Below are 26361 nucleotides of genomic sequence, written 5' to 3'. Positions count from 1 at the left end.
CGAGTAGCCTCCTGGTGCGCCAGCTATCGTGCGACACAGTGCGGCGAGCCTGCCCGCACGCGATCCGGGCGCCGGCTCCTGGGCCGGCGCCGTCGGCGCGCGCACCACACACAGCTCCGGTCCCCTCCGTGGCGGACCGGGGACAGCCGACGCCGCCAGGCGTACGGGAGGGGAAGAGATGACGGGCCCGCTGCAGATCGTCCTGGGGACGATCAGCATCCTGTTCCTGATCGTGGCGAGCGTGATGGCCTACCGGGCCGTGCGCGCGATGATTCGGATCATCCGCACCGGACAGCCCGACGGCACCCGCTTCGGCCCGGTCAAGAGCCGGCTGAAGACGCTGCTGGTCGAGTCGCTCGGCCACACCCGGATGCTCAAGTGGTCGAGCATCGGTGTCGCCCACTGGTTCGTGTTCGTCGGGTTCTACGGCCTGTTCCTGACGCTGGTCGAGGCCTTCGGCGAGGTCTGGAACCCGGCGTTCCACCTGCCGCTGATCGGCGAGTGGGCGCTGTGGAACCTGTTCGCCGACATCATCGGCACCGGCACGATCCTCGGGATCCTGTACCTGATCTACCGGCGCCAGAAGGACCACCCGCGCCGGCAGGGCCGCAAGAGCCGCTTCGCCGGTACGAACGAGGGCCGCGGCTACTTCGTCGAGGCCGTCGTCCTCACCGTCGGGGTCGCCATCCTGCTGATCCGGTCGCTCAAGGTCTCCTCCGACCTGACCGACGCCCCGGCCTGGTCGCACCCGGTCTCCGGGGCGCTGGCCACCGTGCTCCCCGACAGCCCCGACCTGCTCACCGTCGTCGCATTCGTCAAGATCGTGGTCTCGCTGACCTGGCTGGTCGTGATCAGCCGGATCCTGAACATGGGCGTGGCCTGGCACCGGTTCAGCGCCTTCTTCAACATCTACTTCAAGCGCGAGGCCGACGGCCGCCAGGCGCTCGGCCCGCTGCTGGCCATGACCAGCGGCGGCAAGCCCATCGACTTCGAGGACCCGGGCGAGGACGACGTCTTCGGCCGCGGCAAGATCGAGGACTTCACCTGGAAGGGGATGCTGGACTTCACCACCTGCACCGAGTGCGGGCGGTGCCAGAGCCAGTGCCCGGCGTGGAACACGGGCAAGCCGCTCAGCCCGAAGATGGTGATCATGGACCTCCGCGACCACCTCTACGCGAAGGCTCCGTACCTGCTGGGCGAGAAGACCGCGAGCGAGACCGCCCCCGACTACGACGTGCTCAAGCCCAGCGACGAGCAGGTCTGGGCGTCGGGCTACGCCCGCATCGAGGGCACCAACGACGCGCAGGCGCACCGCCCCCTGGTCGGCACCCTCGAGGAGGGCGGGGTCATCGACCCCGACGTCCTGTGGAGCTGCACCAACTGCGGTGCCTGCGTCGAGCAGTGCCCGGTGGACATCGAGCACGTCGACCACATCGAGGACATGCGCCGGTACCAGGTGCTGATCGAGTCCAGCTTCCCGTCCGAGGCCGGGGTCATGATGACCAACCTCGAGAAGCGCGGGAACCCGTGGGGCATGGGCGGCAACGTCCGCGAGGACTGGATCAAGGAGCTGGACTTCGACGTCCGCGTGGCCGACGGCCCGCTGTCGCACGAGGTCGAGTACCTGTTCTGGGTCGGCTGCGCCGGCGCCGTCGACGACCGCGCCAAGAAGGTCACCAAGGCCGTCGCCGAGCTGCTGCACACGGCCGGCGTCGAGTTCGCCGTCCTCGGCAACGGGGAGACCTGCTCGGGCGACCCGGCCCGCCGCATGGGCAACGAGTTCCTGTTCCAGCAGCTGGCCATGGAGAACGTCGAGACCCTCAACGGCGTCTTCGAGGGCCGGGTGCCCGGCACCCGCAAGATCGTGGCGACCTGCCCGCACTGCTTCAACTCGCTGGGCCGGGAGTACCCCCAGGTCGGCGGGGAGTACGAGGTCGTGCACCACACCCAGTTGCTCGGCAAGCTGGTGGAGGAGGGCCGGCTCACCCCGGTGACGCCGGTCGACCGCAAGGTCACCTACCACGACCCGTGCTTCCTGGGCCGGCACAACAAGGTCTACACGCCCCCGCGGGAGATCCTCGACTCCGTCCAGGGCCTCTCCACGCAGGAGATGCACCGCTGCAAGGACCGCGGCTTCTGCTGCGGCGCCGGCGGCGCCCGCATGTGGATGGAGGAGAAGATCGGCAAGCGGATCAACATGGAGCGCACCGAGGAGGCGCTCGAGCTCGATCCCGACGTCATCTCCACCGCCTGCCCGTTCTGCATCACGATGCTCAGCGACGCGCTGACCAGCAAGAAGCAGAACGGTGAGGCCGGCGAGCACGTCGAGGTGCTCGACGTCAGCCAGATCCTGCTGCGCTCGATGCAGCCGGTCGCCGTCGGCGCGCAGGGCGCCGAGCAGGGTGCCGACGTCGGCACGAAGGGCGACGACGTCGTCGGCCTCGACTCCGCCGCCACGGACCACGACCCGAAGTAGCAGGAGGACCCCGCCCTCCTCGGGACGGGGTCCGACGACGACGACGGCGCGCATCCCTCCGGGAGGCGCGCCGTCGCCGTTCCCGGGACGCCCTGATCTCGATGGTTGCGTCCCGCACCCACCCGGGAGGGATGTGCGCCGGGTCATGGAGGACGCTTCTCGAGTGAGCCGCACCGCCCGGTCCGCCCCCGCACCGCCGGCCGACGAACCGTCCCGGCGCGGCGTCGGTCTCATCGCGGTCGCCATCGTGCTGACCGGGCTGAACCTGCGGACGGCAGTCACCAGCGTCGGCCCTGTCCTCGAGGAGATCCAGAAGGGGCTGGGCATCTCCAGCGGCCTGCTGGGTCTGGTGACGACCATGCCGGTGCTCTGCTTCGCCCTCATCGGCTTCACCGGCCCGTCCCTGTCCGCCCGCTTCCGGGACTCACACGTGCTGGCGGGGGCGCTGCTGGCCATGTCGGCCGGGCTCGTCCTGCGCAGCACCGCCGGGGCGTTCGTGCTGTTCCTCGTCGGCACCGCGCTGGCGATGGTGGGTGGAGCGCTGGGCAACGTGCTGCTGCCCAGCCTGGTCAAGCGGCACTTCCCCGGGCGGACCGGTCTGCTGGTGGGCGCCTACAGCACCGCGATGTCGGTCGGCGCCGCGGTCGCGGCGGTGTCGACCGCCCCCATCGCGGCGGCCACCGGACCGAACGGCTGGCGGTGGGCCCTCGGCATCTGGGCGGTGCTCGCGCTGGTAGCCGCGACGCCCTGGCTGGCGGTCCGGGCGACGGGCGGCACCTCGCGTCAGACGCACGTCTCCGTCCGGATGCGCGAGCTGGTGCACAGCCGGCTCGCCATCGCGATGGCCGTCTTCTTCGGGCTCCAGTCCATGCAGGCCTACGTGATCATCGGGTGGTCGGCGCAGTACCTGCGGGACACGGGACTCTCCGCGGCGGCGGCCGGGCTGCTGCTCGGGCTCAACTCGGTCGTCGGCATCCCGCTCAGTGCCGTCGTGCCTGCGCTCACCGTCCGGCCCCGGATCCAGCGCCCGCTGCTCTGCGGGTTCGTGGCGTGCTACGTCGTCGGCTGGCTCGGGCTCTGGCTCACCCCGCTGGCCGCGCCGTGGCTGTGGATGACCCTGCTGGCCCTCGGCATGGGCACCTTCGCGATGGTGCTCACCCTGATGGGGCTGCGCGCCCGGACGCCGGAGACCACCGCCGCGCTGTCCACCGTGACCCAGAGCTGGGGGTACCTGTTCTCCGCGGCCGGCCCGCTGCTGGTCGGGGTGCTCCGCGGCGCCACCGGCGACTACACCGGGATGTTCGTCCTCGCGCTCGCCAGTGTCGCCGGGCTGGCCGTGACCGGTTGGGTGGTCACCCGGCAGCGGTACGTCGACGATGAGGTGCCGGGCTGGTCACCGGTGCAGCCCCGCGAGGACGTCCTCGAGGTCGCCGGCGCGGAGCCGCCGGTCAGCTCTCCGGCCGGTCGGGACGGCGGGTCTCCGCCCGGGTGAAGTTGCGGAACGACCGCGACGGCGTCGGCCCCCGCTGGTCCTGGTACCGGGAGCCGTAGATGGCCGACCCGTACGGGTGCTCCGCCGGACTGCTGAGCTGGAACAGGCAGAGTTGGCCGATCTTCATGCCCGGCCAGAGCGTGATCGGCAGGTTCGCCACGTTGGACAGCTCCAGCGTGATGTGCCCGGAGAAGCCCGGGTCGACGAAGCCGGCGGTGGAGTGGGTGAGCAGTCCTAGCCGCCCCAACGAGCTCTTGCCCTCGAGCCTGGCTGCCAGGTCGTCGGGGATGCGCACGACTTCGAGGGTGGAGCCCAGCACGAACTCCCCGGGGTGCAGCACGAACGGCTCGTCGCCCTCGGGCTCGACCAGCGTGGTGAGGTCGTCCTGCTGCTCCGCCGGGTCGATGTGGGTGTACCGCGCGTTGTTGAACACCCGGAAGTACCGGTCGAGGCGGACGTCGATGCTCGACGGCTGCACGAGGGCCTTGTCGTAGGGCTCGACGCCGAGGCGGCCCTCCGCGATCGCAGCCGTGATGTCCCGGTCGCTCAGCAGCATGGCGCGGAGTCTAGGGAACGCGCCTGCCATCCCTCCGGGTGAATGCGGGCACCGGGCCTCAACCGCGCCGGCCGCGCTGCCGAAGGGAGCCGGGAGAGCGCCTGCCGGCGTCCGGTCCGACCGGTCGCCGGCCCTTCCCGGACCGGCCGGGCGGGCCGCGCCGGAAGGACGTGCGGATGACGAGCAAGCGCGTTCTGGGAATCGCCCTCACCTCGGCCGTCGTGGCCGGGTACTCCGGTGCGGCGGTCTGGTCGGCGTGGGGGATGCCCCCCGTCGAGGAGGCCACCGGCTTCGGCGACGGCGACGGGCTCACCCGGTACGTGCTCACCGCCCACTCCGCCTCCGCCGACCTGCTGACGGCGCTGGACGAGGTCCCGGGCGTGTCCAGCAGGCAGTGGCACGCTGGTGACCATCACCGGGCGGACCCTGCCCGCGGATCCGACGGTGCGCATCGGCAGCAGTGCGACGGCCACCGTGGTCCGCAGCAGCGCCGAGGAGCTGGTCGTGCGGGTCCCCGCCCGGATCGCGGGTAGCTACGACGTCACCGTCTCCGCACGCGACGGCCGCGGCTCGGTGCTGAGCAACGCGCTCACCCACGCCGGCGCCGTGGGCCCGGGTCCGGAGGGGACGCCGGCCGGATCCACCCCCGACGGATCCACCCCCGACGAGGTCGGCTCCGGCGGTGGCACGCCGCCGGCCGCTGCGCCGGTGGTGCGGACCGGCCCGGCCGGCGAGCGTCTCGTCCGATCCGACCGGTTCCGCCCGCTCGGCTCGATCTGGTCGGTGAACTGCTCCGCCAGCTGCACCGGCGTCGCGATCTGACGCCGTAGCGCGCCGCCCTGGCGCATCCCCTGAGCCACCGCGCCCCGTCCGGCTTCCCCATACGGACGGGGCGCGGTGTCGCCCACCGTGGCCCCGGCGCCCGCCGGGAACACGGCGGCCACGTACGCCGCGTCATCGACGGCGAGGAGAGCTGCGATGGCGCGGCGATCCCTGCGGCGACGCCGGGCGGCGCACCGACACCCAGGGGCCGGCGGTCTGCCGCGAGTTCGTGCGACAGCTGACCACCGCCTGCGACGCGGCGACGCTGAACGCTGGACCCGGCGGCGTGACCCGGATGTCGCAGATGCCCGGGAACCCTGTGCTCGGAGGCCACCGGCTCCTCGCGGAGATGCACCGCTGAGCGGGGGTGGCTGCCGCGGACGCGGGTCTACCAGGTAGTCTCGTCGCCGTTCGCGGGTGTAGTTCAATGGTAGAACATCAGCTTCCCAAGCTGACAGTGCGAGTTCGATTCTCGTCACCCGCTCCACGCGAACATCCGCCAGCGAGGCCCCGGTCCACCGACCGGGGCCTCGCTGGCGTCCGGGCCTTTCGCCCCTGGGGCGCCGTCACCGGGCACACGACGATGAGCGCAGCCCTTCCTCCGGGGAGGTGTCGCTCCTACGGTCAGGCCGTGCCCCCGCCCGATCGACGGCGCCCCGGGTGACCGACGCCGCTGCGCGGTCGGCGGCCGCCCGGGGTGCTCCACTGGAGACGACGCTCCACGAGGTGGTCACGGCGGCCGTCCGCCACGTGGCCGCGAGCTCCGGCGTCCTGAGCGTGCTGACCGCGGACGGGCGCGGGGTGGACCGGTTCGTCACCGTCGGGCCGCACCCGGTGGACACCACGACGGGGCAGCCGTCGCCGCAGTCGTCGATCGCCGTGCCGGTGCGGGTGCGCGACGCCGCGTTCGGCACCCTCTCCCTGACCGGCAAGCGCGCCGGCGCGGAGTTCACCGCGGCCGATGCCGAGGTCGTCCGGGCACTGGCGTCCGGAGCCGGCCTGGCCATCGAGAACGCCCTCCTGCTCGAGCGCGCCGTGCTACTCCTCTCCTGGTCGCAGGCGGGTACCGAGATCGCCACGGCGCTGCTGTCCGGCGCGCCCGCCGACGAGGTGCTGCGCACCGCCGCCGCACGGGTTGCGGAGCTCTCCGGCGCCGATGCCGTGGCCGTGCTGGCGTCCGTCCCCGGTGACGAGGAGACGCTGACGATCACCGCGGCCGTCGGACCGCTGGCCGCCGACGTCGAGGGCGTCCGGATCCCGCTGGCCGACACCCGCCTCGGCGCCGCGCACCGCTCCGGCGTCCCCCGGGTCGTGGCCGACGCCACCGAGGTCCCCAGCAACGCCAGCGGCGCCGCGGTGATCGGCGAGCTCGTCGGCGACTACGGGCCCACCCTGCTGGTCCCGCTCGGCGGCTCGAACCGGCTCGGCACGCTGGTCGCGCTGCGTGCCCGCGACCGGCCGCCCTTCGACCGCGGGGTGCTGGAGCCGGCGTCGGCCTTCGCCACGCAGGCGGCGGTGGCGATGGAGCTCGTGCGCAGCCAGCAGCGGGAGCAGCGCCTGCAGGTCCAGACCGACCGCGACCGCATCGCGCGCGACCTGCACGACCACGTGGTGCAGCGGATCTTCGCCACCGCGCTCGCCCTGGACCGCGTCGGCCGCTCGCTGGAGACGACGTCGCCCGAGGCGGCCGGCCAGATCGCGCGGCGGGTCGACGAGCTGGACGGCACGATCGCCCGCATCCGGGCGTCGATCTTCGAGCTGCACGCGGCGGGCGGTTCCTCCCCGGCCGCGGTCCGCAGCCGGCTGGCCGAGGTCGTGCGGTCGGTCACCGAAGGGCACGGACTGAGCCCGGCGCTGCGGGTGCGCGGCGAGATCGACGAGCTGCCCGCCGACGTGGCCGCCGACCTGGTCGCCGTCGTCCGCGAGCTGGTGACCAACGTGGTCCGGCATGCCGGCGCCACCCGCGTGACGGTGGCCGTGTCCGTCACCGACGTGCTGCGCGCCGTCGTCACCGACGACGGCCGTGGCCTCCCCGCCGTGACCGTCCGGAGCGGCCTGACGAACCTGGCCGACCGGGCGGAGCGGCAGGGGGGCCGGCTCACGCTCGCCGCCGGCCCGTCGGGGACCGAGGTCGAATGGGTGGTCCCGCTAACCAGCTGACCCTCAGCGACCGGGCGGCCGGGAATCGCGCAGTTCCGTCGCGAGGATCGCGGCCTGGGTGCGGCGTTCGAAGCCCAGCTTGGCCAGCAGGTGGCTGGTGTAGTTCTTGACCGTCTTCTCGGCCAGTCCCATGCGCTCCCCGATCTGCCGGTTGGTCAGCCCTTCCCCGATCAGCCGCAGGACGGAGCGCTCCTGGTCGGTGAGGACCGAGAGCCGGTCGTCCACGGCCCGCCCCGGCGGTGCGCCCTCGGCCAGCAGCACGCCCCCCGCCGCCACGGTGCGGACCGCGGACACCAGCGCTGGGCCGCGCACCTGCTTGAGCAGGAAACCGGCCGCCCCGGCGCGCAGCGCCGCCTCCCGCGCGTCCAGGTCGGCGTAGCTGGTGAGCACCAGGCAGCGCAGTCGGGGCACTCGCGCACGCAGGTCACGACAGAGCGAGGCGCCGTCCCCGTCCGGCAGCCGCATGTCCAGGACGACGACGTCGGGGCGCACGGCGGGAACGCGCGCCCGCGCCTCGGCGACCGTCCCGGCCTCCCCGACCACGGTGATGCCCGGATCGTCCTCGAGCACCTCGGCGACACCCCGGCGCACCACCTCGTGGTCGTCGACGAGGAACACGCGAACGGGCGCGGGCGCGGGATCCACGGGCCCACCTCCTGACGCACTGTGACGTTCGTCACTCAGCGTAGGGCGGCGGGCGGTGGCCCGACAGTCAGGCGGGCAGCAGCAGCGCGGCGTACAGCGTCAGGCCGGGACCGAACGCCATGGCCACGATCGGACCGTCGACGTCGGCGAGCTCCTGCAGTACGAGCAGCACGGTGGCCGACGAGCAGTTGCCGTGCTCGGCCAGCACCCGGCGCGAGGCGCCCACCTGCTCCTCGGCCAGGCCGAGCTCGTCGCGCACCACGTCGATGATCCGGGGGCCACCCGGGTGCACGGCCCAGCCGGCGACGTCCTCCACGCGCAGCCCTGCCTCGGCGAGCAGCTCGTCGACGACCTCGCCGACGTGCCGGGACAGCACGTCGGGCACCCGGGGGGACAGCCCCATGCGGAACCCCAGGTCGGTGACGTCCCACGTCATGTGGTCGGCGGTGGAGGCGTCGGTGCGGGCGACGATCCCGGCCAGCCGGTGGCCGCGGGCCGCCCCGGGCTCGACGACGACGGCCGCCGCCGCGTCGGAGAACAGCGCGTGTGCGACGACCTGCTCGAGGTCGGACTGGGCCGGTTGCACGTGCAGGCTGGTCAGCTCGCAGCAGAGCAGCACGGCCGGGCGCGACCGCGCCGTGACGAAGTCGCCGACGGCGGCCAGCCCGGGGATCGCCGCGTAGCAGCCCATGTGGCCGACGAGCAGCCGCTGCAGCCCCGGCGGCATGCCCAGGTCGCTGGCCAGCCGGATGTCCAGCCCCGGGGTGGCGTACCCGGTGCAGGTGGCGACGGCGAACAGCCCGACGTCGCCGGGCGCGAGCCCCGCCGCGTCGAGCGCGCCGGCCACCGCCTGCTTGCCCAGCGGCAGGGCCTCCTGGATGTAGCGGACCATCCGCGCGCCGGTGCCCCAGCCGCTGAGGTCCTCGTCCATGGGGTTGGCCACGGCGTGCCGTCGGCGCACGCCCGCGCCCAGGAAGATCCGCTCGGCCGCGCGGACACCCTCGTAGTGGCGGGCGAAGAATCCGTCCCAGGCGGCCTGCTGCTCCAGCGTCGCGGGTAGGGCCGATCCGGCACCGGTGACGACGGCGGCGCTCACCTGCGCCGCTCCACGGAACGCCTGGTCGGGGTCATCCTCCGACGGTACGTCGGCCGCGACGGGGTTGCTCGCTCACCTTTTCCGCCCGTAGCCGGCGAACACGACGGCGGTGGAGCGGATCGGTTTCATCCGGACCGACTCGCGCCGCCCCAGGGCCCAGGCGACCGCCTGCCGCAGCGAAGGCCGCAGGCCGACCAGCCGCAGCTCCAGCCCCAGCCGGTCGGCGGCGGCCAGCAGCCGCTCGCGGTCGACGAACAGGGCCGGGTCGTGGATGCCCGGCGGCGGCCCGCCCGGCAGCTTCTCGGCGACGGTCACCATGAGGAAACGGCTGATCCGCGTCGCGGCCAGCGCGTCGATCACCAGCGTGCCGCCCGGCCGCAGCAGCCGGGCGCACTCGGCGAGCACGGCGACGTCGTCCTCGACGTGCTCGAGTATCTCCCCGGCCACGACCACGTCGGCGCAGCCGTCGGCCAGCGGCACGGCGAGCACCGATCCTCGCACCGGCAGGAGCCCGTGCCCGCGCGCCATCCGCAGGCCTTCCATGCCGAGGTCGACGCCGACGTGCCGGTACCCGAGCCCGGCCGCGTGCGGGGCCATCAGCCCGCCGCCGCAGGCGAGGTCGACCAGGAGAGCCCCCGACGTGGCCGCGGGCGGGATGTGCTCGGCGCGGGAGGCGGCCAGCCAGTGCAGGGCGGCGAAGCCTCCGGACGCCTCCCACCACTGGTCGGCCAGCTGGTCGTACTGCGCCGGGTCGTTGCGGGCCAGGGACGTCGCGGTCACGGCGGCTAGCCCTTCTTCAACGGGTCGTGGCCCCAGTTCATCAGCGAGTACCGCCACCGCGACGTCGCCACGTCCTCCTGCTTCGGCTCCTGGGCCAGGTGCCGCTGGACGTAGCCGTGGACCTTGCGCATGTGCGCGAGGTCGTCGTCGGTCAGGTCGTCCTTCTTCGTGCGCAGCAGCTCGACGATCCGCCGTCCGGAGGCGTGCCCGGTGGATTCGGCGTCCCCGTCCTTCTGGCCGACGGACTGCGACTCCTCGCTCTCCAGCCACTTCTCGAGCTCGCCGGCGGTCATGTTCACCGCCTCGCCGAACTCCTGCCGGATCGTGCCGGGGTCATCGGTCGCCATCGTTCCTCCGCTCGGTCGTCGTCCTCCCGTACCGCCGCACCGGCCGGCGGAAACCGCAGGTCTGGTACTGCTGGTGCCCCGTCGCACACACCGGAGGTCTCCGTGTCCGTCACCGTCGTCGGCAGCCTGAACGAGGACGTGCTGGTCGCGGTCGACCGGCTGCCCGGGCGCGGGGAGACGGTCGTCGGCCGCGCCGCCACGCTCACGCCCGGCGGGAAGGGGGCGAACCAGGCCGCGGCCGCGGGACTGCTGGGGCCGGGGGTGCACATGGTCGGCCGGGTGGGCGAGGATCCGGCGGGGGCCCGCCAGCTGGCCGCGTTGGCCGCGTCCCGCGTGAACGTGGGCCGGGTGCTCCGCACGGTAGGCGCGCCCACGGGCAGCGCGACGATCCCGGTGGAGGAGGGCAGCGGGGAGAACCTCATCGTCGTCGTACCGGGCGCCAATGCCCTGCTGACGGCTGCCGACGTCGACGTGCCGTCGGTCCGCGAGGCCCAGGTGGTGCTCCTCCAGCTGGAGGTGCCCCTCGACTCCGTGGCGGCGGCCGCACGGGCCGCCACCGGCACCGTCGTCCTCACCCCCGCCCCGCCCCAGGACCTCCCGGCTGCACTGCTCGAGCGGGTGGACGTGCTGCTGCCGAACGAGCACGAGCTCGTGCAGTTGGCGGGGGCCGACGCCGGCGACCGCTCCCCCGCCGCGCTCACCGACCTGGCCCGCCGGGTGACCCGGGGAGCCGTCGTCGTGACGCTGGGCGCCCGCGGCGCGCTGGTGGTCCCGGCGGACGGGGGCGCGGCCCTGCTGCAGCCGCCGCCGCCGGTGGCCGCCGTCGACACGACGGGAGCGGGTGACTGCTTCAGCGGTGCGCTGGGTCAGGCGCTGGCCGCCGGAGCCGCGCTCACGGACGCCGTCCGGTACGCCGTCGCCGCCGCGGCGCTGTCCACCACCGGGCCCGGGGCGCGCGGGGCACTGCCGGACGACGACGCCGTCCGCGCGCTGCTGCCGCGGGTCCCGGCCGCCACCCCGGTGGGCTGAGCTGCGGTTCACCGGCCGGAGGATCGGGCACAGGGCCTGAGACCCGCATCCCGAGGAGGAGCCGACATGAGCGAAGCCCACCGCACCCCCCGCAGCGCCGAGCGTGCGGAGGGCGACCCGGCCGGCGATGAGGCCGGCAGTGGCCGGACGCCGCACCCCGAGGAGCCGGCCGAGGGACGGGACGACGCCGCCGGAGGCGGCGCGGACGCTCCCGACGTCTGAGCCGCACCGGGCCGCCACAGGTGATCGGCCTCTCACCCGGGCGAGCGATGCGCCGTTTCCCCGGGTGCTCCATCGGGCACGATGCGGCACATGGAGGAGACCGGGAAGCAGCGCCAGGCCACCGACGAGTCGTCCAACGGGTCCCGCGAGGAGCCCACCGCCGAGGCCGCGGTCCGCGCCGTCGCCCGGCTGCTGGCCAACCCGCGCCGCACCCGCCGCGACTGAAGAAGGGCCTCCTGCCCCCACCGCTCGCAAGCTCGCGGCGGACCCTGCAGAAGGCCGCTCCGACACGTCACCACGGGTTGCCACAGCGATCCCACCGCTCCCCCCTACCACCCCCCTCCCGGCTGCCTCTCGTCACCCAGAGCAACCACGTCGGCGTGCCGTGAACTGCTCCGTCACGGGCCTGGTGCATCCTCGCTGACGTGACCGCCGCCCTGGATCTCGCTCCCGCCGACGACAGCTCGGCACCGGTCCGACGCAGCCGCGCCGAGCGGCAGGCGATCGTGCTCGACACCGCCGAGCGCCTCTTCTCCGGCCGCAGCTCGCGCAGCGTCGGGATGGACGAGCTGGTCCGCGAGACCGGGCTGGGCAAGATGACGGTGTACCGGCTCTTCAAGAGCAAGGACGACCTCGTCGGGGCGTACCTGACCCGCAAGGCGGCCACGGTGCTGGCGTTCATCGACGCCGAGCTGGACCGGCTGGAGGGTGACCCGCGGGCCGCGCTGCTGTCGGTGGTCGACGCCGTGGAGCGGGACGTCACCCGCACCGGCTTCCGTGGCTGCCCGTTCACCAACGTCAGCAGCGAGTACGACGACCCGCAGCACCCGGCGCGCAGCGCGGCAGCCGACTACAAGTTCGAGCTGCACACCCGCCTGGAGCGTCTGGCCGACGAGGTCGTGCCCGGCGACGGGGACGACCTGGCCGCCCAGATCCACCTGATCATCGACGGCATGTACCTGTCCGGCGGCCTGCTGGGCCCAGACGGGCCCGCCGCGCACGGCCGGCAACTGGCCGAGCGGCTGATCGAGATCGCGGTCGCGCAGGGCTGACCGCAGGATGGGCCGGTGACGTACGACCGCACGCGTCCCGACCTCGACGACACCACCGTGGCAGCGCTGGGCAAGCTGTCCGAGGCCCTGGAGACCGTGGACCAGGCTCGCGGCTTCCTCTACGCCTTCCACCAGCTCACCGGCAAGGCCGACCGCCTGCTGCAGGAGTCCGTCGAGCTGTTCGGGGAGGCGGGCGCGGCGCGGCTGGCCGCGGACCTGGAGCGGGACCTCGTCGGGCGGAACGTCATCGCCGACCGGTGGACCTTCCAGATCGTCGAGGATTTCGACGAGAACTACTGGAGCAGCTTCCGCGCGTACGACGAACGCGCGCGCGAGGAGCTCGCCGGCGGGGACCGGCACGTCTTCGAGGCCCGCATGAAGCAGCGCGAGCGGACCGCCGGGCACCCGGCGCACGAGGCCGGCCCGGCGCTGAGCGACTGAGCGGTTTCCCCGCACCTGCCCACGGGCAAGCTTGCCGGCATGACCATGCCCGACGAGAACAACGCAGGGTCCGACCGCGAAGCCCAGCCGCTCGGCGCGCAGAAGGCGCCGGGCGAGGACCGCGAGTCCCTGGGCGCCACCGAGGGGCCGGCCGACGGCATCGCCGGCCCGGCGTACCCGCCGGCCGACACCGAGCCGGACGCCCGATGACCGGGCCCGGCCGGCCGACACCCGGCACGCCCGGCGACCCGCTCGACGTCGGGCTGGGGAACGGCCCCACCGGCCCCGCAGACGGCGAGCCCGCGGCGCCGCCGCCCGCACCGCCACAGCAGGCCCCGCAGGCTCCGCAGAAGGAGCGGCACGCCGGACGGACGATCGGCCGCACGCTGGCCCTGGCGCTGCTGATCTTCGTCACCGTCCTGCTGGTGCTCTTCGTGGTGTTCAACGGCCAGACGGTGCAGATCAGCCTGGTCTTCACCGATGTCCAGGGGCCGCTGGTGCTGGCGCTGCTGATCGCCGCGGCCCTGGGCGGGCTCCTGGTGTGGCTGGCCGGCCTCGTCCGCCGGGCCAGGCGCCGCAAGCGCTGACCCGTCCGGGTCAGGCACCCCGCCGCAGGCGTGTCGGGGAACCCGGCGCTTGCCGTTGCTACTCGCGAGTAATAGCGTTTGTTACTCGCGAGTAGCACGACGCCGTACGCCGGCACGGAGCACGGGAGCCTGAGCCCAATGACGCACTACACCGCCAACCTGCGGGACCTCGAGTTCAACCTCTTCGAGTTCCAGGACACGAAGGACCGCTTCGGCACCGGGCCGTTCGAGCAGATGGACGTCGAGACCGCCCGCGGGATCCTCAGGGAGATCCGCCGGCTGGCCGAGGGGCCGGTCGCCGCGTCGTTCGCCGACGCCGACCGCAACCCCCCGGTGTTCGACCCGGCGACGAACTCGGTCATGCTCCCCGAGTCGTTCAAGAAGTCGGTCAAGGCCATCGAGGACGGCGAGTGGTACCGGCTCGACCTACCCGAGCACCTGGGCGGTTTCGGCGCACCGCACGCCCTGACGTGGGGCGCCTTCGAGATGATCCTCGGCGCCAACCCGGCGGCGTTCATGTACGGCTCGGGCGCGGCCTTCGCGGCCATCCTCGACGAGCTGGGCACCCCTGACCAGAAGCGCATGGCCGAGCTGATGCTGGAGAATGGCTGGGGCGCCACGATGGTGCTCACCGAGCCCGACGCCGGCTCCGACGTCGGCGCCGGCACCACCAAGGCCGTCCAGCAGCCCGACGGCTCCTGGCACATCTCCGGCGTGAAGCGCTTCATCACCTCCGCCGAGCACGACCTGAGCGACAACATCGTCCACCTGGTCCTGGCCCGCCCCGAGGGCGCGAAGGCCGGCACCAAGGGTCTGTCGCTGTTCGTCGTCCCCAAGTTCCACGTCGACCTCGCGACCGGCGAGCTGGGCGAGCGCAACGGCGCCTACGTCACCAACGTCGAGAAGAAGATGGGCCTCAAGGTGTCCACGACCTGCGAGCTGACCTTCGGCGACGGCCCCGTGCCGGCGCAGGGCTGGCTGGTCGGCGAGGTGCACGACGGCATCGCGCAGATGTTCGAGGTCATCGAGCACGCACGCATGTTCGTGGGCGCGAAGGCCATCGCCACCCTCTCGGCCGGCTACCAGGTCGCGCTGGACTACGCGAAGACCCGCGTCCAGGGCGCCGACCTCACCGCCACGAGCAAGGACGCCCCCCGTGTGACGATCACCCACCACCCGGACGTCCGCCGGTCGCTGATGCTGCAGAAGTCCTACGCCGAGGGCATGCGCGCCCTGTACCTCTACGCGGCGAGCTTCCGCGACCAGGTCACCGAGGCCGAGGCCGCCGGGACCGGGAAGAGCGAGGACGCGAAGCTGGCCGAGCAGGTCAACGACCTGCTGCTGCCGATCGTGAAGGGCTTCGGCTCCGAGCGCGCCACCCAGCTGCTCACCGCCGAGTCGCTGCAGACCCTGGGCGGCTCGGGATATCTGCAGGACTACCCGATCGAGCAGTACATCCGCGATTCCAAGATCGACACCCTCTACGAGGGCACCACCGCGATCCAGGGTCAGGACTTCTTCTTCCGGAAGATCGTCAAGGACGGCGGCGTCGCGCTGACCTGGGTGGCCTCGCAGATCCAGGCCACCATCGACGCCGAGGCCGGCAACGGCCGGCTCAAGCAGGAACGGGCGCTGCTGGCGACCGCGCTCGCCGATGTCCAGGGCATGCTCACCACCATGTTCGGCCACCTCGCCGAGGCCCAGCAGGACATGACGGCCCTGTACAAGGTCGCCCAGAACACCAGCCGGCTGCTGCTGGCCACCGGTGACCTGGTCACCGCGTGGCTGCTGGTCCGTCAGTCGGAGGTGGCCCTGGCCGCCCTGGCCGGCCCGGTCTCCGAGAAGGACCGGCACTTCTACGAGGGCAAGCTCGCCGCCACGCGCTTCTTCACCACCCAGGTGCTGCCGCGGCTGACCTCGGAGCGGGCCGTCGTCGAGAACACCGACAACGCCCTCATGGAGGTCGACGAGGCCGCCTTCTGAGCTCGGCTGGGCGGCAGGCGGCTCCCCGTCCTCCGGATGGCCGCCTGCCGCCGCACGCGCCGACGTCATGGGAACGTCGTATTCGCTCTCGGGGGCAAGGGGTAGGCCGAAGGCATCCGATCCGGTGACCGATGCCTGTCGCCGGCCTTCCCGATCCCCCCAGGAGTCCTCATGCTGCTGCGCCGCAGCCTGTTCGCCGTCGGCCTGACCACTGCCTGCATGGCCCCGCTCGGAATGGCGGCAGCCGGGACCGATCCCGCACCCGAGGCCGGGCCGGGTCCGGTCGAGAGCACGTTCGCCGGCGAGGAGGGCTTCGTCGAGGTGGAAGGCGCACGCATCTTCTACCAGGCTCAGGGTGAGGGCCAGCCGATCCTCCTGATCCACGGCTATCCGCTGACCGGTGACCTCTTCGCCGAGAACCGGGAGGCGCTCGTGCAGGCGGGCTATCGGGTGATCACCGTGGACCTGCGCGGCTACGGCCGCAGCGAGGCGCTGGGCGAGCAGCCCGAGGGGTCGATCGAGAGCTACGCCGGTGACGTGCTCGCCGTCATGGACGAGCTCGGGGTGGAGTCGGCGGTCATCGGCGGCATGTCGATGGGCGGCCCGATCGTCTTCTCGATGTACCAGCAGGCGCCGGACCGTTTCGACGGGATCATCCTCATCGACACGGTCGCAACCCCTGCCCCCCCGCCGGAGGTGGGCACCTGGCGCGGGCTGATCGAGGTCGTCAACCAGCAGGGCACGGAAGCGGTACCGCCGCTGATCATCGACGAGATGCTCACCGGCGAGGCGCGGCTGGAGAAGCCCGAGCTCGTCGACTACGTGATCGGCCTCATGGACGAGGCCTCCAAGCAGGCGTACATCGCCGGGGCGGAGGCGCTGGCCACGCGGCCGGACTTCCGGCCGCTGCTGCCGGAGATCGACGTGCCGACGCTCGTCATGGTCGGCCTGCAGGACACGATCTACCCGGTGAGCATCTCCCAGCAGATGGCCGAGGCCATTCCCGGAGCCGACCTGGAGATCATCGACGACGGGTCGCACGCGATGATCCTCGAGGAGGCGCGGGAGGCGAACGAGGAGATCCTGGACTGGGCCGAGGACCAGCCCTTCGCCCCGGAACAGGCGGCGGCCAAGTGATCGACGCGCGCTGCTGATCCCGCCCGCCCGGCCGGCGGCCGTCTCCCCGTGCGGGAGGCGGCCGCCGGCCGTTTCGGCGACCGCCCGTCGGGCATGGGCGGGGGATGACGCCGACGGACAGGAGGCCGGCATGACCGACCCACAGGGCAGCGACCGCATCCAGCAGGACGTCCCGACCGCGTCGGGCACTGGCGCCAACAGCGACCTCGCCTCATCGTTCGACGACGTGCCCCTCACCGCCGACGAGGCGATCGAGCGGGACGCCGCCCAGGGCGACGACCTGCCCGCACGAGCCGACGGCGACATCGCCCGGGCGAAGCGCGCCGGCGCCTCCGGCGAGGTCGGGGCCCCGACCAACCGATCAGGAGATGACGGCCGATGAGCGGGTCCGAGCCGACCGGCTACCGGGATTCCCCCGACACCGCGGACGACGGCCCCACCGAGAGCCGCCGCGATGACGACGTGACCCTCACCACCGATGCCGACGCCCAGCAGGACGACTCGGTGGCGCGCCCCGGGAACGAGCCCGACTGACCCAGCGCCCTCCCGGGCGTCCGCTGGCACGCGGGGGCGTGCGGGAGGCCGGCACTCTGGTGGCGCCGCCCACGGGAGCGCACCGGCAGGGGTGTCGTCCCCCGGTCACGACGTCCGCAGTCGTGTGGCACAACCCCACCCCATGCCGCTCAGCTGTGTGGTGGGCACCCGTGGGGCACGTCTCGTCCGGGGCCTAGCGTCGCCACCATGGCGGTCAACGGTCCCCTGGTCGGGCGGCGGGCACTCATCACCGGTGGCGCGTCCGGCATCGGCCGCGCCTGCGCCGTCCGACTGGCCGCCGACGGCGCCGACGTCGTGGTCGTCGACCGGGACGCCGACGCCGCTGCAGCCGTGGCCACGGAGGTCGGCGGCACGGCGGTCACGGTTGACTTGTCCGACCTCTCCGCCGTGGACGCCCTCGACCTGGCCGTGGACATCCTGGTGAACAACGCCGGGCTGCAGCACGTGGCCCCGCTCCACGAGTTCCCGGTCGACCGCTTCTCCTACATCCTGCGGCTCATGCTCGAGGCGCCGTTCCGGCTGGTCCGGGGCGCCCTGCCGCACATGTACCAGCGCGGCTGGGGCCGGGTGGTGAACATCAGCTCGATCCACGGGCTGCGCGCCTCGGCCTACAAGTCCGCCTACGTGACGGCCAAGCACGGGCTGGAGGGCCTGTCGAAAGTCGTCGCGCTGGAGGGAGCCGGGAAGGGGGTCACCTCCAACTGCGTGAACCCGGCCTACGTGCGGACACCCCTGGTGGAGGGCCAGATCGCCGACCAGGCGAAGGCGCACGGGTTGTCCGAGGACCAGGTCGTGGAGCAGGTGATGCTTGCGCCGGCGGCGGTCAAGCGGCTCATCGAGCCGGCGGAGGTGGCCGACGCGGTGTCCTGGCTGTGCTCGCCGGCCGCGGCGTCGGTCACCGGAACCTCCCTGGTGATGGACGGCGGGTGGAGCGCACATTGAGCGCTCGACCGGCCAGAATGCCGGTCGTGTCCCGCTCCCCGGCCCAGCCCCCCGCCGGTGACGGTCCGCGCTCGGCCGCGGGACGCGCCGCGGAGTACTTCGAGCTGCTCCTGGGGGACGCGGCAGCGATCGAGTACGAACGTCCGCTGGTGCGCGCACGGACGGCCGGCGCCGACGCCGACGAGTTGGCCGAACTCGAGCGGGTGAAGCTGCTGGCGCTGGAGGTGCGTGAGGCGTTCGCCGTCCGTCGCCGCCGGGAGTCCGAGCTCTCCGCCCTCTTCGACACCGCCAATGACCTCGCTGCGCTGCGCGGGGTCGACTCCGTGCTCACCGCCATCGTCCGGCGCGCTCGCCAGCTGCTCGGTAGCGACGTCTCGTACCTGACGCTGAACGATGCGGTGCGCGGTGACACGTACATGCGGGTCACCGACGGTTCGGTCTCGGCGCGTTTCCAGGGCCTCCGCCTGCCGATGGGCGCCGGGCTCGGCGGGCTCGTCGCCCAGACCGCAGCCCCGTACGCGACGGCCAGCTACTTCGCCGACCCCCGTTTCCGGCACACCACCGAGATCAACGACGGCGTGCACGACGAGGGCCTCGTCGCGATCCTGGGGGTCCCGCTCATCCGTGGCGCCCAGGTCATCGGCGTCCTCTTCGCCGCCGATCGCAGAGAGCGCACCTTCGACCGGTCGCAGGTCTCCTTGCTCGGTTCCCTGGCGGCCCACGCCGCGGTCGCGCTGGACAACGCCCGGCTCCTGGAGGAGACCCGGTCGGCCCTGGACGAGCTGTCCGCAGCCAGCCGCCGGCTGCGCGCCCACACCGCCTCCGTCGAGCGGGCAGCCGGCGCCCACGACCGGTTCATCGACGTCGTCCTGCGCGGCGGCGGGGTCGAGGACGTGGCCACCGCGGTGACCGAGGCCCTCGGGGGCAGCATCACCGTGCTCGACGAAGAGGGGCGGGCCGCACCGCCCGACGCAGAGCGGGCATCCGAGCTGCCCCCCGATCCCGCGGGGGCCCTCACCCTCGCCCGTTCCACCGGCCGGACCGTACGGGACGGCGGCTGGTGGACCGCTGCGGTGACCGTGGAGAGCGAGCTGCTGGGCGGGCTGGTGCTGCACCGGGACGAGGAACTCTCGGACTCCGAGCAGCGGATCCTGGAGCGGGCCGCGCTGGTCACCGCCCTGCTGCTGCTCATCCGGCGGACGGCGGGCGAGGCGGAGAACCGGGTGCGCGGGGAGCTGCTCGAGGAGCTGCTGAGCAACGGGCTCCGCGACCCGGAAGGCCTGCGCGAGCGAGCCCGGCGCCTGGGCGCGGACCTGGACCGCCCGTACGCCGTCGTCGTCGCCCGGGTCGAGGCCCGATGCCGACCGCGGGCGCTGGCCGCCGCGACGCACCTGGCCGCGACGCGGGGCGGCCTGGCCGGCGTCCACGGTGGCTCCGTCGTGCTCTGCCTGCCCGGGCTGGAGGCCGGGCCGGCCGCGGCCGCCATCCGCCGGGAACTCGGCGCGGCGGGGGCCGGTCCGGTCACCGTCGGCGGGGCCGGGCCGGCCCGCGGTGCCACTGCCGTCGCCGCGGCACACGCCGAGGCGGCGCGCTGCGCCGCCACGCTGGTCGCGCTGGGCCGGTCGGGGGACGCCGCGAGCGCCGACGAGCTGGGCTTCTTCGGACTGCTCGTCGGGGACGGACGCGACGTGCAGGGTTTCGTGCGCGCCACGCTCGCGCCGGTGCTCGAGTACGACGCCAAGCGGGGAACGGACCTGGAAGGCACGCTGCGGGCGTTCTTCGACACGGGCAGTTCACCGGCCCGGGCTGCCGAGGCGCTGCAGGTCCACGTCAACACGGTGACGCAGCGGCTGGACCGGATCGGCCGGCTGCTGGGCCGCGACTGGTCGTCCCCGGCCCGCGCGCTGGAGGTCCAGCTCGCCCTCCGCCTGCACCGGCTCACCCGCCCCGTCAGCGACTGACGCCCGACCGTCGCCCCGTTGGCCTCCCCCGCTCCGGGACGCCGGGAGGGAGCCAGGGTCCGGGGACGCCGGAGGCCGGCACCTAGCCTGGACCGGTGCAGCCGGTCCTCGCCCAGCCGTCGGTCCTCGAGGCCGACGAGTGGCGTGCGCGGGTCGCCGTCCACGAGACCCGCGTCGACCGGTGGACGACGCCGCACCGGGACCGCCGCCGGCGCGGGGAGACCCACCCGGTCCTCGACTTCCTGTTCACCTACTACTCGCAGCCGCCGGGGCGGCTGCGACGGTGGCACCCCGGCCCGAGCATCGCGTTGGCGCCCTCCCCGGCCGGACCGGCGCCGCACTCGGCCTGGCGCTGGTACGCGACGGACGACCGGGGCGTCGTCCGGCTGGATACCGGCGCGTTCCTGGCCGACCGCGAGGACACCGTCCGGTTCGTCCGCCGACTGCTGGTCGCGACGGCGTCCCGGCCCGCGTTCACCGGCTGCTTCGGCCTGCACGAGTGGGCGATGGTCTACCGCGACCGGGAGACCCGCCACGCGCTGCCGCTACGGCTGGGGCCCGAGGGCACCGACGCCGTCGTCGAGGCGCACCCGGTCCGGTGCAGCCACTTCGACGCCTTCCGCTTCTTCACCCCGCCGGCAGTCACGCACAACCGGCTCCGGCCCACCCGCGAGACCCAGCACGACCTGGAACAGCCGGGCTGCCTCCACGCGGGCATGGACCTCTACAAGTGGGCGTACAAGCTCGGTCCGGCAACGTCCGGGGAGCTGCTGGCCGACTGCTTCGAGCTCGCGGTGGAGTTGCGCGAGCTGGACATGCGGGCCTCGCCGTACGACCTCCGGGACCACGGCTACCTGCCGGTGCCGATCGAGACCCCCGAGGGCAGGGCGGAGTACGTCTCCGCCCAGCGCGGGTTCGCTGCCCGCGGCGCCGTCCTGCGGCGGCGCCTGGTCGACCTCTGCGACGAACTGCTCGCCGAGGCCTGACTCCCGCGCCTGATCGTTGAGCCGGGGTCAGGTCACCTGATCGTCCGGCGTCCTCCCTCATCGCAGAACGTGAGGGAGGACGCTCGATGATCAGGGTTCCTGATCACCGACTGCCTCCCGGTGCGGTGGAGTCAGGCGCCGTCCGGGCGCCGAGGAGTGCCCAGACCGGCGCCGACGCCCGCACCGACCTCATCCCGCAGGCGCTCCACCGCACGTCCGGGTGGCGGGCCGTCGATCTCCGGCCGCCGGTCGCGACGCCGTGCGCCCAGCCGCTCGACGAGCCCGGCGATGCCCCCGGGTACGAAGAGGACGACGAGGATGAACAGGGTGCCCAGGATGAACAGCGGCTCGGAGAGCGGCACCCGCAGCCAGGCGGGGAGGTCCTGGATCGCGGCCGAGCTGGCCAGACCGGTCAGCCGGCTGTCCAGGTAGGTGTAGAGGACGCCGCCCAGCACCGCGCCCCACCGGCTCCCCGCGCCGCCGAGCACCACCATGACCAGCAGGCCGATCGTGAAGTCGGCGGTGGTCACCCGGGGTGTGGAGCCGCCGAGCAGCAGCAGGTGGACGATCCCTCCCAGGGTCGCGAGCAGGCCGGCCAGCACGAAGACCAGCAGCTTGAAGCGGTACGGGCGCAGCCCGAGGACCTCGACGCGGCGCTCGTTCTCCCGGATCGCCTGCCAGACCCTGCCTGCGCGCGAACCGGTCACCCAGGTGACGACGGCGTACACCAGGACCAGGTACGCCAGCGCCAGCCAGTACTTGTTGGCGGTGTTGAAGACCCCGATGAGCGCGTCGGGGATCGGGGCGCGGGCCACGGCCAGGCCCTCCTCACCGCCGGTGAGGCCGCTCGGGTCCTGCAGCACGATGATCGAGCCGGCCTGCGCGGTGGCCAGGGTGACCATGGAGAAGGCGATGCCCGTGACGCGCAGCGCGACGCTGCCGACCAGCAGGGCGAGGACGACCCCGGCCATGGTGGTGACCGCCACCGCGGCGCCCAGCCCCCAGCCGAGCTCGGTGAGCAGCAGGTTCGCCCCGTAGGTGCCGGCGGCGAAGTAGAGCGCGTGGCCGAACGACAGCAGCCCGGTGAAGCCGAACAGCAGGTCGAAGGAGAGCGCGACGCCACCGAAGACCAGGCACAGGGCCAGCAGCTGCAGCGTGCCCGGACTGTTGAGCACCCCCTCGAAGAGCCCCGGCAGGCTCAACGTCGAGTAGGGCAGCAACGCCAGGACCACCAGCACCACCAACGGTGCCAGCCGCCGCAGACGTCCGGTCCGGTCGAAGGCCTGTTCTCTCACGCCAACCTCGCCCTCAGGCCGCTGGGCCGGGCCAGGAGCACCACGGCGAGCAGCAGCACCACCGACAGGTCACCCACCCCGCTCGCGGCGTAGTAGTTCGCGAACTGCTGCACCAGGCCGACCAGCACCGCGGCCGCCGCCGTGCCGGTGATCGAGCTCATGCCGCCGATCACCACCACGATGAAGGCGAAGATCAGCAGGGAGGTGCCCTGCCCCGGCGAGATGGAGCCCAGGTAGATGCCGCCCAGCGCCCCGGCCAGGGCGGCGAAAGCGCCTCCGATCGCGAAGACGAGGGTGAAGGCCTTGCGGACGTCGATGCCCAGTGCCGTCACCATCGTCCGGTTCTCCACCCCGGCCCGGATGATGAGCCCGACGCGGGTGAACCGGAGGAAGGCGAGCACCGCCACCAGCACCACGACGGCGCTGACGATCAGGAGGAACCGGTCGTTGGGCACGTTCGCGCCGAGGATCGACGTGGTGCCGCGGGCCCAGCCCGGCCGGGGGAAGGGCCGCGGGTCGGCGCCCCAGACGGCCCGCACCAGGGCCACCAGCGCCAGGCTCAGGCCGACGGTGACCAGGACCTGCTCGATGTGCCGCTGGTACAGCGGCCGGATCAGCAGCAGCTCGATCAGCGCGGCGACCAGTGTGCCCACCGCGACGCCGAAGACGACGGCGAGGACGAAACCCCATCCGGACTCACCGGCGCCGGGCAGGTTGCCGGCCGCCCACCACGTCCCGTAGGCCCCGATGGTGAGGAAGGCGCCGTGGGCGAAGTTCAGCACGTCCATGAGGCCGAAGATCAGCGAGAGCCCGGAGGCGACCAGGAAGTAGAGCGCCGCCAGCCCCAGGCCGGTGATGGTGAGGAGCACCAGCGTGGTCACAGGCGCCCACCTCCCCCGCTGGTGGCGACGCCGAGCAGCTCGCGGGTCCGGTCGGCGTCGGCCAGCAGGTCACCGGCCGGCCCCGACCAGGCCACCCGCCCCTGGTCGACGACGACGGCGTCCTGCGCCATCCGCTGCACCACGGTCAGGTTCTGCTCGACGAGCAGGATCGTCACCTCCTCGGCCGCGCGGGCCAGCACGTCGGCGACCTCGGCCACCAGCAGCGGCGCCAGGCCCTTGGTCGGCTCGTCGATGAGCAGCAGCTGGTTGTCGTTGAGCAGCAGCCGCGCGATCGCCACCATCTGCTGCTGCCCGCCCGAGAGCGTGCCGGCGAGCTGCCTGCTGCGCTGCTTCAGCTCGGGGAACAGCTCGAAGACGCGGTCGTGGTGGTGCGCGGAGTTGCGCCGTTCGGCCAGCGCCAGGTTCTCCGCCACGGTCAGCCCGGCGAAGACCTCGCGGTCCTCCGGGGCGTAGCCGATCCCGCGGCGGACGATCTCGTGGGTCCGCCGGCCGTCGATCCGCTCGATCCGGCCGCTGGCGCCGGCGAACTCGATGGTCCCGGTGCAGGGCACCAGGCCCAGCACCGCCTTGACCGTGGTGGTCTTGCCGGCCCCGTTGCGGCCGAGGAGAGCGGTGACCCCGCCCCGCCGGACCGACAGGTCCACTCCCTGGAGGATGTGGCTGCCGGTCAGCCGCACGTGCACGTCGGACAGCCGCAGCAGCGGCGCATCCGTCACAGCGCTGTCCCGTTCGCTACCGCCCGGCGGAGCCGGTCGATCACAGAGCCGCTCACAGGGACTCCCCCAGGTAGGCCTGCTGCACGGCCGGGTCGCTGGTCACCCGGGCCGGGGTGTCCAACGCCAGCAGCTTCCCGTGGTGCATGACCGCTACCCGGTCGGCCAGGCCCAGCAGGACGTCCATGTGGTGCTCGACCATGAGCACGGTCTTGCCCTCCTCGCGGTGCACCGAGCCGATGACCTCGGTCAGCCCGGCGACGTCCTCGATGCTGACCCCGGCCATCGGCTCGTCCAGCAGGACGACCGCGGGGTCGGTGGCCAGCAGGATGGCCAGCTCGAGCTTGCGCTTGTCCCCGTGCGACAGGGCGCCGGCGAGGTCGTCGCCGCGGCCGGCCAGCCCCACGCGGGCGAGCGCGCCGGTGGCGACCTCCTGCGCGGCGTCCCCCGGCCGCACCCGCTGCCAGGGGCGCATGCTGCCGCCCAGCCGGGCCTGCGCGGCCAGCCGGACGTTCTCGCGGACGCTGAGTCCGGCGAACACCGAGGACGCCTGGAAGGTCCGGCCCAGGCCCCGCCGCGCCCGCGCCGACGGCGAGGCCCCGGTGATGTCCGTCCCCGCCAGGGTGACGGTCCCGCCGGTCGCCGGGAGCAGCCCGGACAGGAGGTTGAACAGCGACGTCTTGCCCGCGCCGTTGGGGCCGATGACGGCGATGAACTCACCCGGCGCCACGTCGAACGTGACGTCGTCGACGATCACCGCACCGCCGATCGCGCAGGTCAGCCCCGCCACCTGCAGCACCGGCCCGCCCGCCGTGGAGCGGGCGGCCGGCGCCGCCGAGGCACTCGTGGACACGCGTGGTCCCCGGACGCGTTCAGGAGGTGGCGACCGGAGGAGCGGTGTCCTCCGGGGCGAGCGTGTCGACCAGCACCGGGACGAGCTCGCCGCCCTGCTCCTCGAGGCGGGCCTGGAACATCGGCTGGAGCACGGCGTGGTCCTCCTCGCGGATGGTGATCTCGCCCTTGGCGCCGTCGAAGGTCCACCCCTCGAGCGCCGAGACCATCCCGGCGACGTCGTCGGGGCTCTCCTCGACCGCGCGCACGATCATCTGCGCGGCGTTGCAGCCGTCGGGGGTGAAGATGTCCACCTCGCCACCGGCCGCCTCGACGCCCTCGGCCATGGCCTGGCTCGTCTCGTTGTCCACCGCCTCGGCGAAGAAGTGCGACAGGAAGTTGAGGTCCGCGGCCTGCTCCCCGTAGGTCGGGTAGGAGGCGCGCATGTCCAGGCCGGTGACGACGTTGGTCGCGTCGAAGACACCCTGCTGGCCCATGGCCTGCCACATCGCGGGGGCGGTCTCCCCCGCCCAGGCGACGAAGGTCAGGTCGGCGCCGGCGTCGCGCGCCTGCGCGGCGAACGGAGTCAGGTCGGTGGCGCTGGCCGGCACGAGCAGCGGCGTCACGGTGGCGCCGGCCCCGCCGAGGATCGAGGTGACGGCGGCGACGTTGGCCTGGCCGAACGCGCTGTCCTGGGCGAAGACGAGGACGTCCTTGCCGGCGGCGTCGCCGATGAAGGACTCCGCCGTCTTGACGTCCTGGTAGGTCTGGCGGCCGGAGCGGAAGGTGTTGCCGTTGATCCCGGTCAGCGCGTCGGTGGCGGCGGGGCCGGAGATGAACAGGACGTCGTTCTGCTCGGCCAGCGGGGCCACCTGGGTGGCGACGCCGGAGGACGCCGAGCCGGCGAGGATCTGGACCCCCTGGCCGATCAGGTCGGTGGCTTCGGCGACGGCCTTGGCCGGGTCGCCGGCGTCGTCACGCTGGATGACCTCGACCGGGCGGCCGCCGACCTCCCCGGTGCCGTCGGTCAGGTGGTCCAGGCACGCCTCGAAGCCCTGCAGGTACTGCGCGCCGTACGAGGCGAGCGGGCCGGACGTCGACGTGATCAGCCCCACCTGGACCGGCGCCGCCTCCTCACCGCCGCCACCACCGCCGCCACCACCGCCGCTCGCGGCGGGCGCACCGGGGCTGCCGCACGCGGCGCCGAGCGCGAGGACACCTGCGGCCGCCGCGATGCTGGCGGTCCGGGACCGGAAACGGGTGCGGGACATGGCGATCTCCTCCGGTGTGCGGGGTGCACGAGTGGTCTGGACCACACCGTAGGGGCAAGCTGATCATGCGCCCATGTATG

27 protein-coding genes, 1 tRNA gene and 1 pseudogene are annotated in these 26361 nt (G+C 73.3%); 19 read left to right on the top strand and 10 right to left on the bottom strand.

All coding sequences use genetic code 11. From position 1 onward, the window contains the following. Nucleotides 1–178: 178 nt before the first annotated feature. A complete protein-coding gene (locus QOZ86_RS03230; protein ID WP_284490510.1) occupies nt 179–2476 on the top strand; it encodes a (Fe-S)-binding protein in 2298 nt (765 codons plus the stop codon). Between the two features lie 163 nt (nt 2477–2639). After that, complete coding sequence (locus QOZ86_RS03225; RefSeq protein WP_284490509.1) at nt 2640–3968, top strand: CynX/NimT family MFS transporter; 1329 nt, start codon at nt 2640–2642, stop codon at nt 3966–3968. Here QOZ86_RS03225 and dcd read toward each other — a convergent pair. After that, nucleotides 3925–4524 (bottom strand): dCTP deaminase, encoded by a 600-nt coding sequence (gene dcd, locus QOZ86_RS03220; protein ID WP_284490508.1) that lies wholly within the window; start codon nt 4522–4524, stop codon nt 3925–3927. The genes QOZ86_RS03225 and dcd overlap by 44 nt on opposite strands. Before the next feature lie 393 nt (nt 4525–4917). On the opposite strand from dcd, the pseudogene QOZ86_RS03215 reads away from it, so the two are divergent. From QOZ86_RS03215 to QOZ86_RS03205, 3 genes and pseudogenes are all read left to right on the top strand, one after another. Next, nucleotides 4918–5346, top strand: a pseudogene (locus QOZ86_RS03215) (IPT/TIG domain-containing protein); the annotation flags it as partial. 413 nt (nt 5347–5759) lie between these two features. Next, nucleotides 5760–5833: transfer RNA gene (locus tag QOZ86_RS03210), tRNA-Gly, on the top strand. A 173-nt stretch (nt 5834–6006) separates the two neighbouring features. Further along, the gene (locus QOZ86_RS03205; RefSeq protein WP_284490507.1) at nt 6007–7506 is read left to right on the top strand and encodes a sensor histidine kinase; all 1500 of its coding nucleotides are present in this window, start codon (nt 6007–6009) and stop codon (nt 7504–7506) included. A 3-nt stretch (nt 7507–7509) separates the two neighbouring features. On the opposite strand, the gene QOZ86_RS03200 is transcribed toward QOZ86_RS03205, so the two are convergent. The 4 genes from QOZ86_RS03200 to QOZ86_RS03185 form a co-directional block, all read right to left on the bottom strand. Then, nucleotides 7510–8151 (bottom strand): response regulator, encoded by a 642-nt coding sequence (locus QOZ86_RS03200; protein WP_284490506.1) that lies wholly within the window; start codon nt 8149–8151, stop codon nt 7510–7512. A gap of 67 nt (nt 8152–8218) precedes the next feature. Next, on the bottom strand, nt 8219–9247 hold the full coding sequence (locus QOZ86_RS03195; RefSeq protein ID WP_284490505.1) for a type III polyketide synthase: 1029 nt from the start codon (nt 9245–9247) through the stop codon (nt 8219–8221). A gap of 72 nt (nt 9248–9319) precedes the next feature. Next, nucleotides 9320–10027 (bottom strand): methyltransferase domain-containing protein, encoded by a 708-nt coding sequence (locus tag QOZ86_RS03190; RefSeq protein WP_284490504.1) that lies wholly within the window; start codon nt 10025–10027, stop codon nt 9320–9322. A gap of 5 nt (nt 10028–10032) precedes the next feature. Further along, a complete protein-coding gene (locus QOZ86_RS03185; RefSeq protein ID WP_284490503.1) occupies nt 10033–10374 on the bottom strand; it encodes a DUF3140 domain-containing protein in 342 nt (113 codons plus the stop codon). Between the two features lie 102 nt (nt 10375–10476). On the opposite strand from QOZ86_RS03185, the gene QOZ86_RS03180 reads away from it, so the two are divergent. The 14 genes from QOZ86_RS03180 (at nt 10477) to QOZ86_RS03115 (ending at nt 21269) form a co-directional block, all read left to right on the top strand. Continuing rightward, nucleotides 10477–11403 (top strand): ribokinase, encoded by a 927-nt coding sequence (locus QOZ86_RS03180; RefSeq protein WP_284490502.1) that lies wholly within the window; start codon nt 10477–10479, stop codon nt 11401–11403. Nucleotides 11404–11469: 66 nt separating this feature from the next. Then, nucleotides 11470–11625 (top strand): hypothetical protein, encoded by a 156-nt coding sequence (locus QOZ86_RS03175; protein ID WP_284490501.1) that lies wholly within the window; start codon nt 11470–11472, stop codon nt 11623–11625. Nucleotides 11626–11715: 90 nt separating this feature from the next. Continuing rightward, the gene (locus QOZ86_RS03170) at nt 11716–11850 is read left to right on the top strand and encodes a hypothetical protein (RefSeq protein ID WP_284490500.1); all 135 of its coding nucleotides are present in this window, start codon (nt 11716–11718) and stop codon (nt 11848–11850) included. Nucleotides 11851–12050: 200 nt separating this feature from the next. Further along, entirely contained in the window at nt 12051–12677 is a 627-nt protein-coding gene (locus tag QOZ86_RS03165; protein ID WP_284490499.1) for a TetR/AcrR family transcriptional regulator, read from the top strand. A gap of 15 nt (nt 12678–12692) precedes the next feature. Beyond that, the gene (locus QOZ86_RS03160) at nt 12693–13118 is read left to right on the top strand and encodes a hypothetical protein (protein ID WP_284490498.1); all 426 of its coding nucleotides are present in this window, start codon (nt 12693–12695) and stop codon (nt 13116–13118) included. A gap of 39 nt (nt 13119–13157) precedes the next feature. After that, nucleotides 13158–13328 carry a hypothetical protein gene (locus tag QOZ86_RS03155; protein WP_284490497.1) on the top strand — a complete coding sequence of 57 codons (171 nt, stop codon included), beginning with the start codon at nt 13158–13160 and terminating at the stop codon, nt 13326–13328. Continuing rightward, nucleotides 13325–13705: a lipopolysaccharide assembly protein LapA domain-containing protein gene (locus QOZ86_RS03150; RefSeq protein ID WP_284490496.1), complete on the top strand. Its 381-nt coding sequence runs from the start codon at nt 13325–13327 to the stop codon at nt 13703–13705. The genes QOZ86_RS03155 and QOZ86_RS03150 overlap by 4 nt, the downstream gene beginning before the upstream one ends. Before the next feature lie 138 nt (nt 13706–13843). Next, entirely contained in the window at nt 13844–15688 is a 1845-nt protein-coding gene (locus QOZ86_RS03145) for an acyl-CoA dehydrogenase (RefSeq protein ID WP_284490495.1), read from the top strand. A gap of 171 nt (nt 15689–15859) precedes the next feature. Continuing rightward, nucleotides 15860–16825 carry an alpha/beta fold hydrolase gene (locus tag QOZ86_RS03140; RefSeq protein WP_284490494.1) on the top strand — a complete coding sequence of 322 codons (966 nt, stop codon included), beginning with the start codon at nt 15860–15862 and terminating at the stop codon, nt 16823–16825. A gap of 130 nt (nt 16826–16955) precedes the next feature. After that, the gene (locus QOZ86_RS03135; RefSeq protein WP_284490493.1) at nt 16956–17207 is read left to right on the top strand and encodes a hypothetical protein; all 252 of its coding nucleotides are present in this window, start codon (nt 16956–16958) and stop codon (nt 17205–17207) included. Beyond that, entirely contained in the window at nt 17204–17359 is a 156-nt protein-coding gene (locus QOZ86_RS03130; RefSeq protein WP_284490492.1) for a hypothetical protein, read from the top strand. Before QOZ86_RS03135 ends, QOZ86_RS03130 begins: the two co-directional genes overlap by 4 nt. Before the next feature lie 207 nt (nt 17360–17566). Continuing rightward, nucleotides 17567–18322 carry a 3-hydroxybutyrate dehydrogenase gene (locus QOZ86_RS03125; RefSeq protein ID WP_284490491.1) on the top strand — a complete coding sequence of 252 codons (756 nt, stop codon included), beginning with the start codon at nt 17567–17569 and terminating at the stop codon, nt 18320–18322. Between the two features lie 17 nt (nt 18323–18339). Next, on the top strand, nt 18340–20283 hold the full coding sequence (locus QOZ86_RS03120) for a helix-turn-helix domain-containing protein (protein ID WP_284490756.1): 1944 nt from the start codon (nt 18340–18342) through the stop codon (nt 20281–20283). Nucleotides 20284–20378: 95 nt separating this feature from the next. Continuing rightward, nucleotides 20379–21269: a 3-methyladenine DNA glycosylase gene (locus QOZ86_RS03115; RefSeq protein ID WP_284490490.1), complete on the top strand. Its 891-nt coding sequence runs from the start codon at nt 20379–20381 to the stop codon at nt 21267–21269. Nucleotides 21270–21400: 131 nt separating this feature from the next. Here the strand turns inward: QOZ86_RS03115 and QOZ86_RS03110 are convergent, their stop codons facing one another. The 5 genes from QOZ86_RS03110 to QOZ86_RS03090 are packed head-to-tail and all read right to left on the bottom strand — an operon-like array spanning nt 21401 to nt 26281. After that, nucleotides 21401–22564, bottom strand: coding sequence for a branched-chain amino acid ABC transporter permease (locus QOZ86_RS03110; protein ID WP_284490489.1), 1164 nt, complete (start codon nt 22562–22564; stop codon nt 21401–21403). Then, nucleotides 22561–23445 carry a branched-chain amino acid ABC transporter permease gene (locus QOZ86_RS03105; RefSeq protein ID WP_284490488.1) on the bottom strand — a complete coding sequence of 295 codons (885 nt, stop codon included), beginning with the start codon at nt 23443–23445 and terminating at the stop codon, nt 22561–22563. The genes QOZ86_RS03110 and QOZ86_RS03105 overlap by 4 nt, the downstream gene beginning before the upstream one ends. Continuing rightward, nucleotides 23442–24182 carry an ABC transporter ATP-binding protein gene (locus QOZ86_RS03100; RefSeq protein WP_284490487.1) on the bottom strand — a complete coding sequence of 247 codons (741 nt, stop codon included), beginning with the start codon at nt 24180–24182 and terminating at the stop codon, nt 23442–23444. Before QOZ86_RS03100 ends, QOZ86_RS03105 begins: the two co-directional genes overlap by 4 nt. Nucleotides 24183–24234: 52 nt before the next feature. Beyond that, the gene (locus QOZ86_RS03095; protein ID WP_284490486.1) at nt 24235–25032 is read right to left on the bottom strand and encodes an ABC transporter ATP-binding protein; all 798 of its coding nucleotides are present in this window, start codon (nt 25030–25032) and stop codon (nt 24235–24237) included. A 19-nt stretch (nt 25033–25051) separates the two neighbouring features. Beyond that, nucleotides 25052–26281 carry a substrate-binding domain-containing protein gene (locus QOZ86_RS03090; protein ID WP_284490485.1) on the bottom strand — a complete coding sequence of 410 codons (1230 nt, stop codon included), beginning with the start codon at nt 26279–26281 and terminating at the stop codon, nt 25052–25054. Nucleotides 26282–26361 lie beyond the last annotated feature (80 nt).

It is taken from the genome of Blastococcus capsensis (assembly GCF_030165005.1).
Lineage (GTDB): Bacteria > Actinomycetota > Actinomycetes > Mycobacteriales > Geodermatophilaceae > Blastococcus > Blastococcus capsensis.
Note: the sequence above shows the minus strand (reverse complement) of the source record. Positions and strands in the feature narration are given on the sequence as shown.

What these genes read in the sequence shown, in the direction of transcription:
- QOZ86_RS03185 (WP_284490503.1), bottom strand. Translation starts at nt 10,374, where the DNA reads ATGGCGACCGATGACCCCGGCACGATCCGGCAGGAGTTCGGCGAGGCG.
- QOZ86_RS03155 (WP_284490497.1), top strand. Translation starts at nt 13,158, where the DNA reads ATGACCATGCCCGACGAGAACAACGCAGGGTCCGACCGCGAAGCCCAG.
- QOZ86_RS03140 (WP_284490494.1), top strand. Translation starts at nt 15,860, where the DNA reads ATGCTGCTGCGCCGCAGCCTGTTCGCCGTCGGCCTGACCACTGCCTGC.
- QOZ86_RS03125 (WP_284490491.1), top strand. Translation starts at nt 17,567, where the DNA reads ATGGCGGTCAACGGTCCCCTGGTCGGGCGGCGGGCACTCATCACCGGT.
- dcd (WP_284490508.1), bottom strand. Translation starts at nt 4,524, where the DNA reads ATGCTGCTGAGCGACCGGGACATCACGGCTGCGATCGCGGAGGGCCGC.
- QOZ86_RS03120 (WP_284490756.1), top strand. Translation starts at nt 18,340, where the DNA reads ATGCCGGTCGTGTCCCGCTCCCCGGCCCAGCCCCCCGCCGGTGACGGT.
- QOZ86_RS03150 (WP_284490496.1), top strand. Translation starts at nt 13,325, where the DNA reads ATGACCGGGCCCGGCCGGCCGACACCCGGCACGCCCGGCGACCCGCTC.
- QOZ86_RS03090 (WP_284490485.1), bottom strand. Translation starts at nt 26,281, where the DNA reads ATGTCCCGCACCCGTTTCCGGTCCCGGACCGCCAGCATCGCGGCGGCC.
- QOZ86_RS03145 (WP_284490495.1), top strand. Translation starts at nt 13,844, where the DNA reads ATGACGCACTACACCGCCAACCTGCGGGACCTCGAGTTCAACCTCTTC.
- QOZ86_RS03230 (WP_284490510.1), top strand. Translation starts at nt 179, where the DNA reads ATGACGGGCCCGCTGCAGATCGTCCTGGGGACGATCAGCATCCTGTTC.
- QOZ86_RS03170 (WP_284490500.1), top strand. Translation starts at nt 11,716, where the DNA reads ATGGAGGAGACCGGGAAGCAGCGCCAGGCCACCGACGAGTCGTCCAAC.
- QOZ86_RS03175 (WP_284490501.1), top strand. Translation starts at nt 11,470, where the DNA reads ATGAGCGAAGCCCACCGCACCCCCCGCAGCGCCGAGCGTGCGGAGGGC.
- QOZ86_RS03135 (WP_284490493.1), top strand. Translation starts at nt 16,956, where the DNA reads ATGACCGACCCACAGGGCAGCGACCGCATCCAGCAGGACGTCCCGACC.
- QOZ86_RS03130 (WP_284490492.1), top strand. Translation starts at nt 17,204, where the DNA reads ATGAGCGGGTCCGAGCCGACCGGCTACCGGGATTCCCCCGACACCGCG.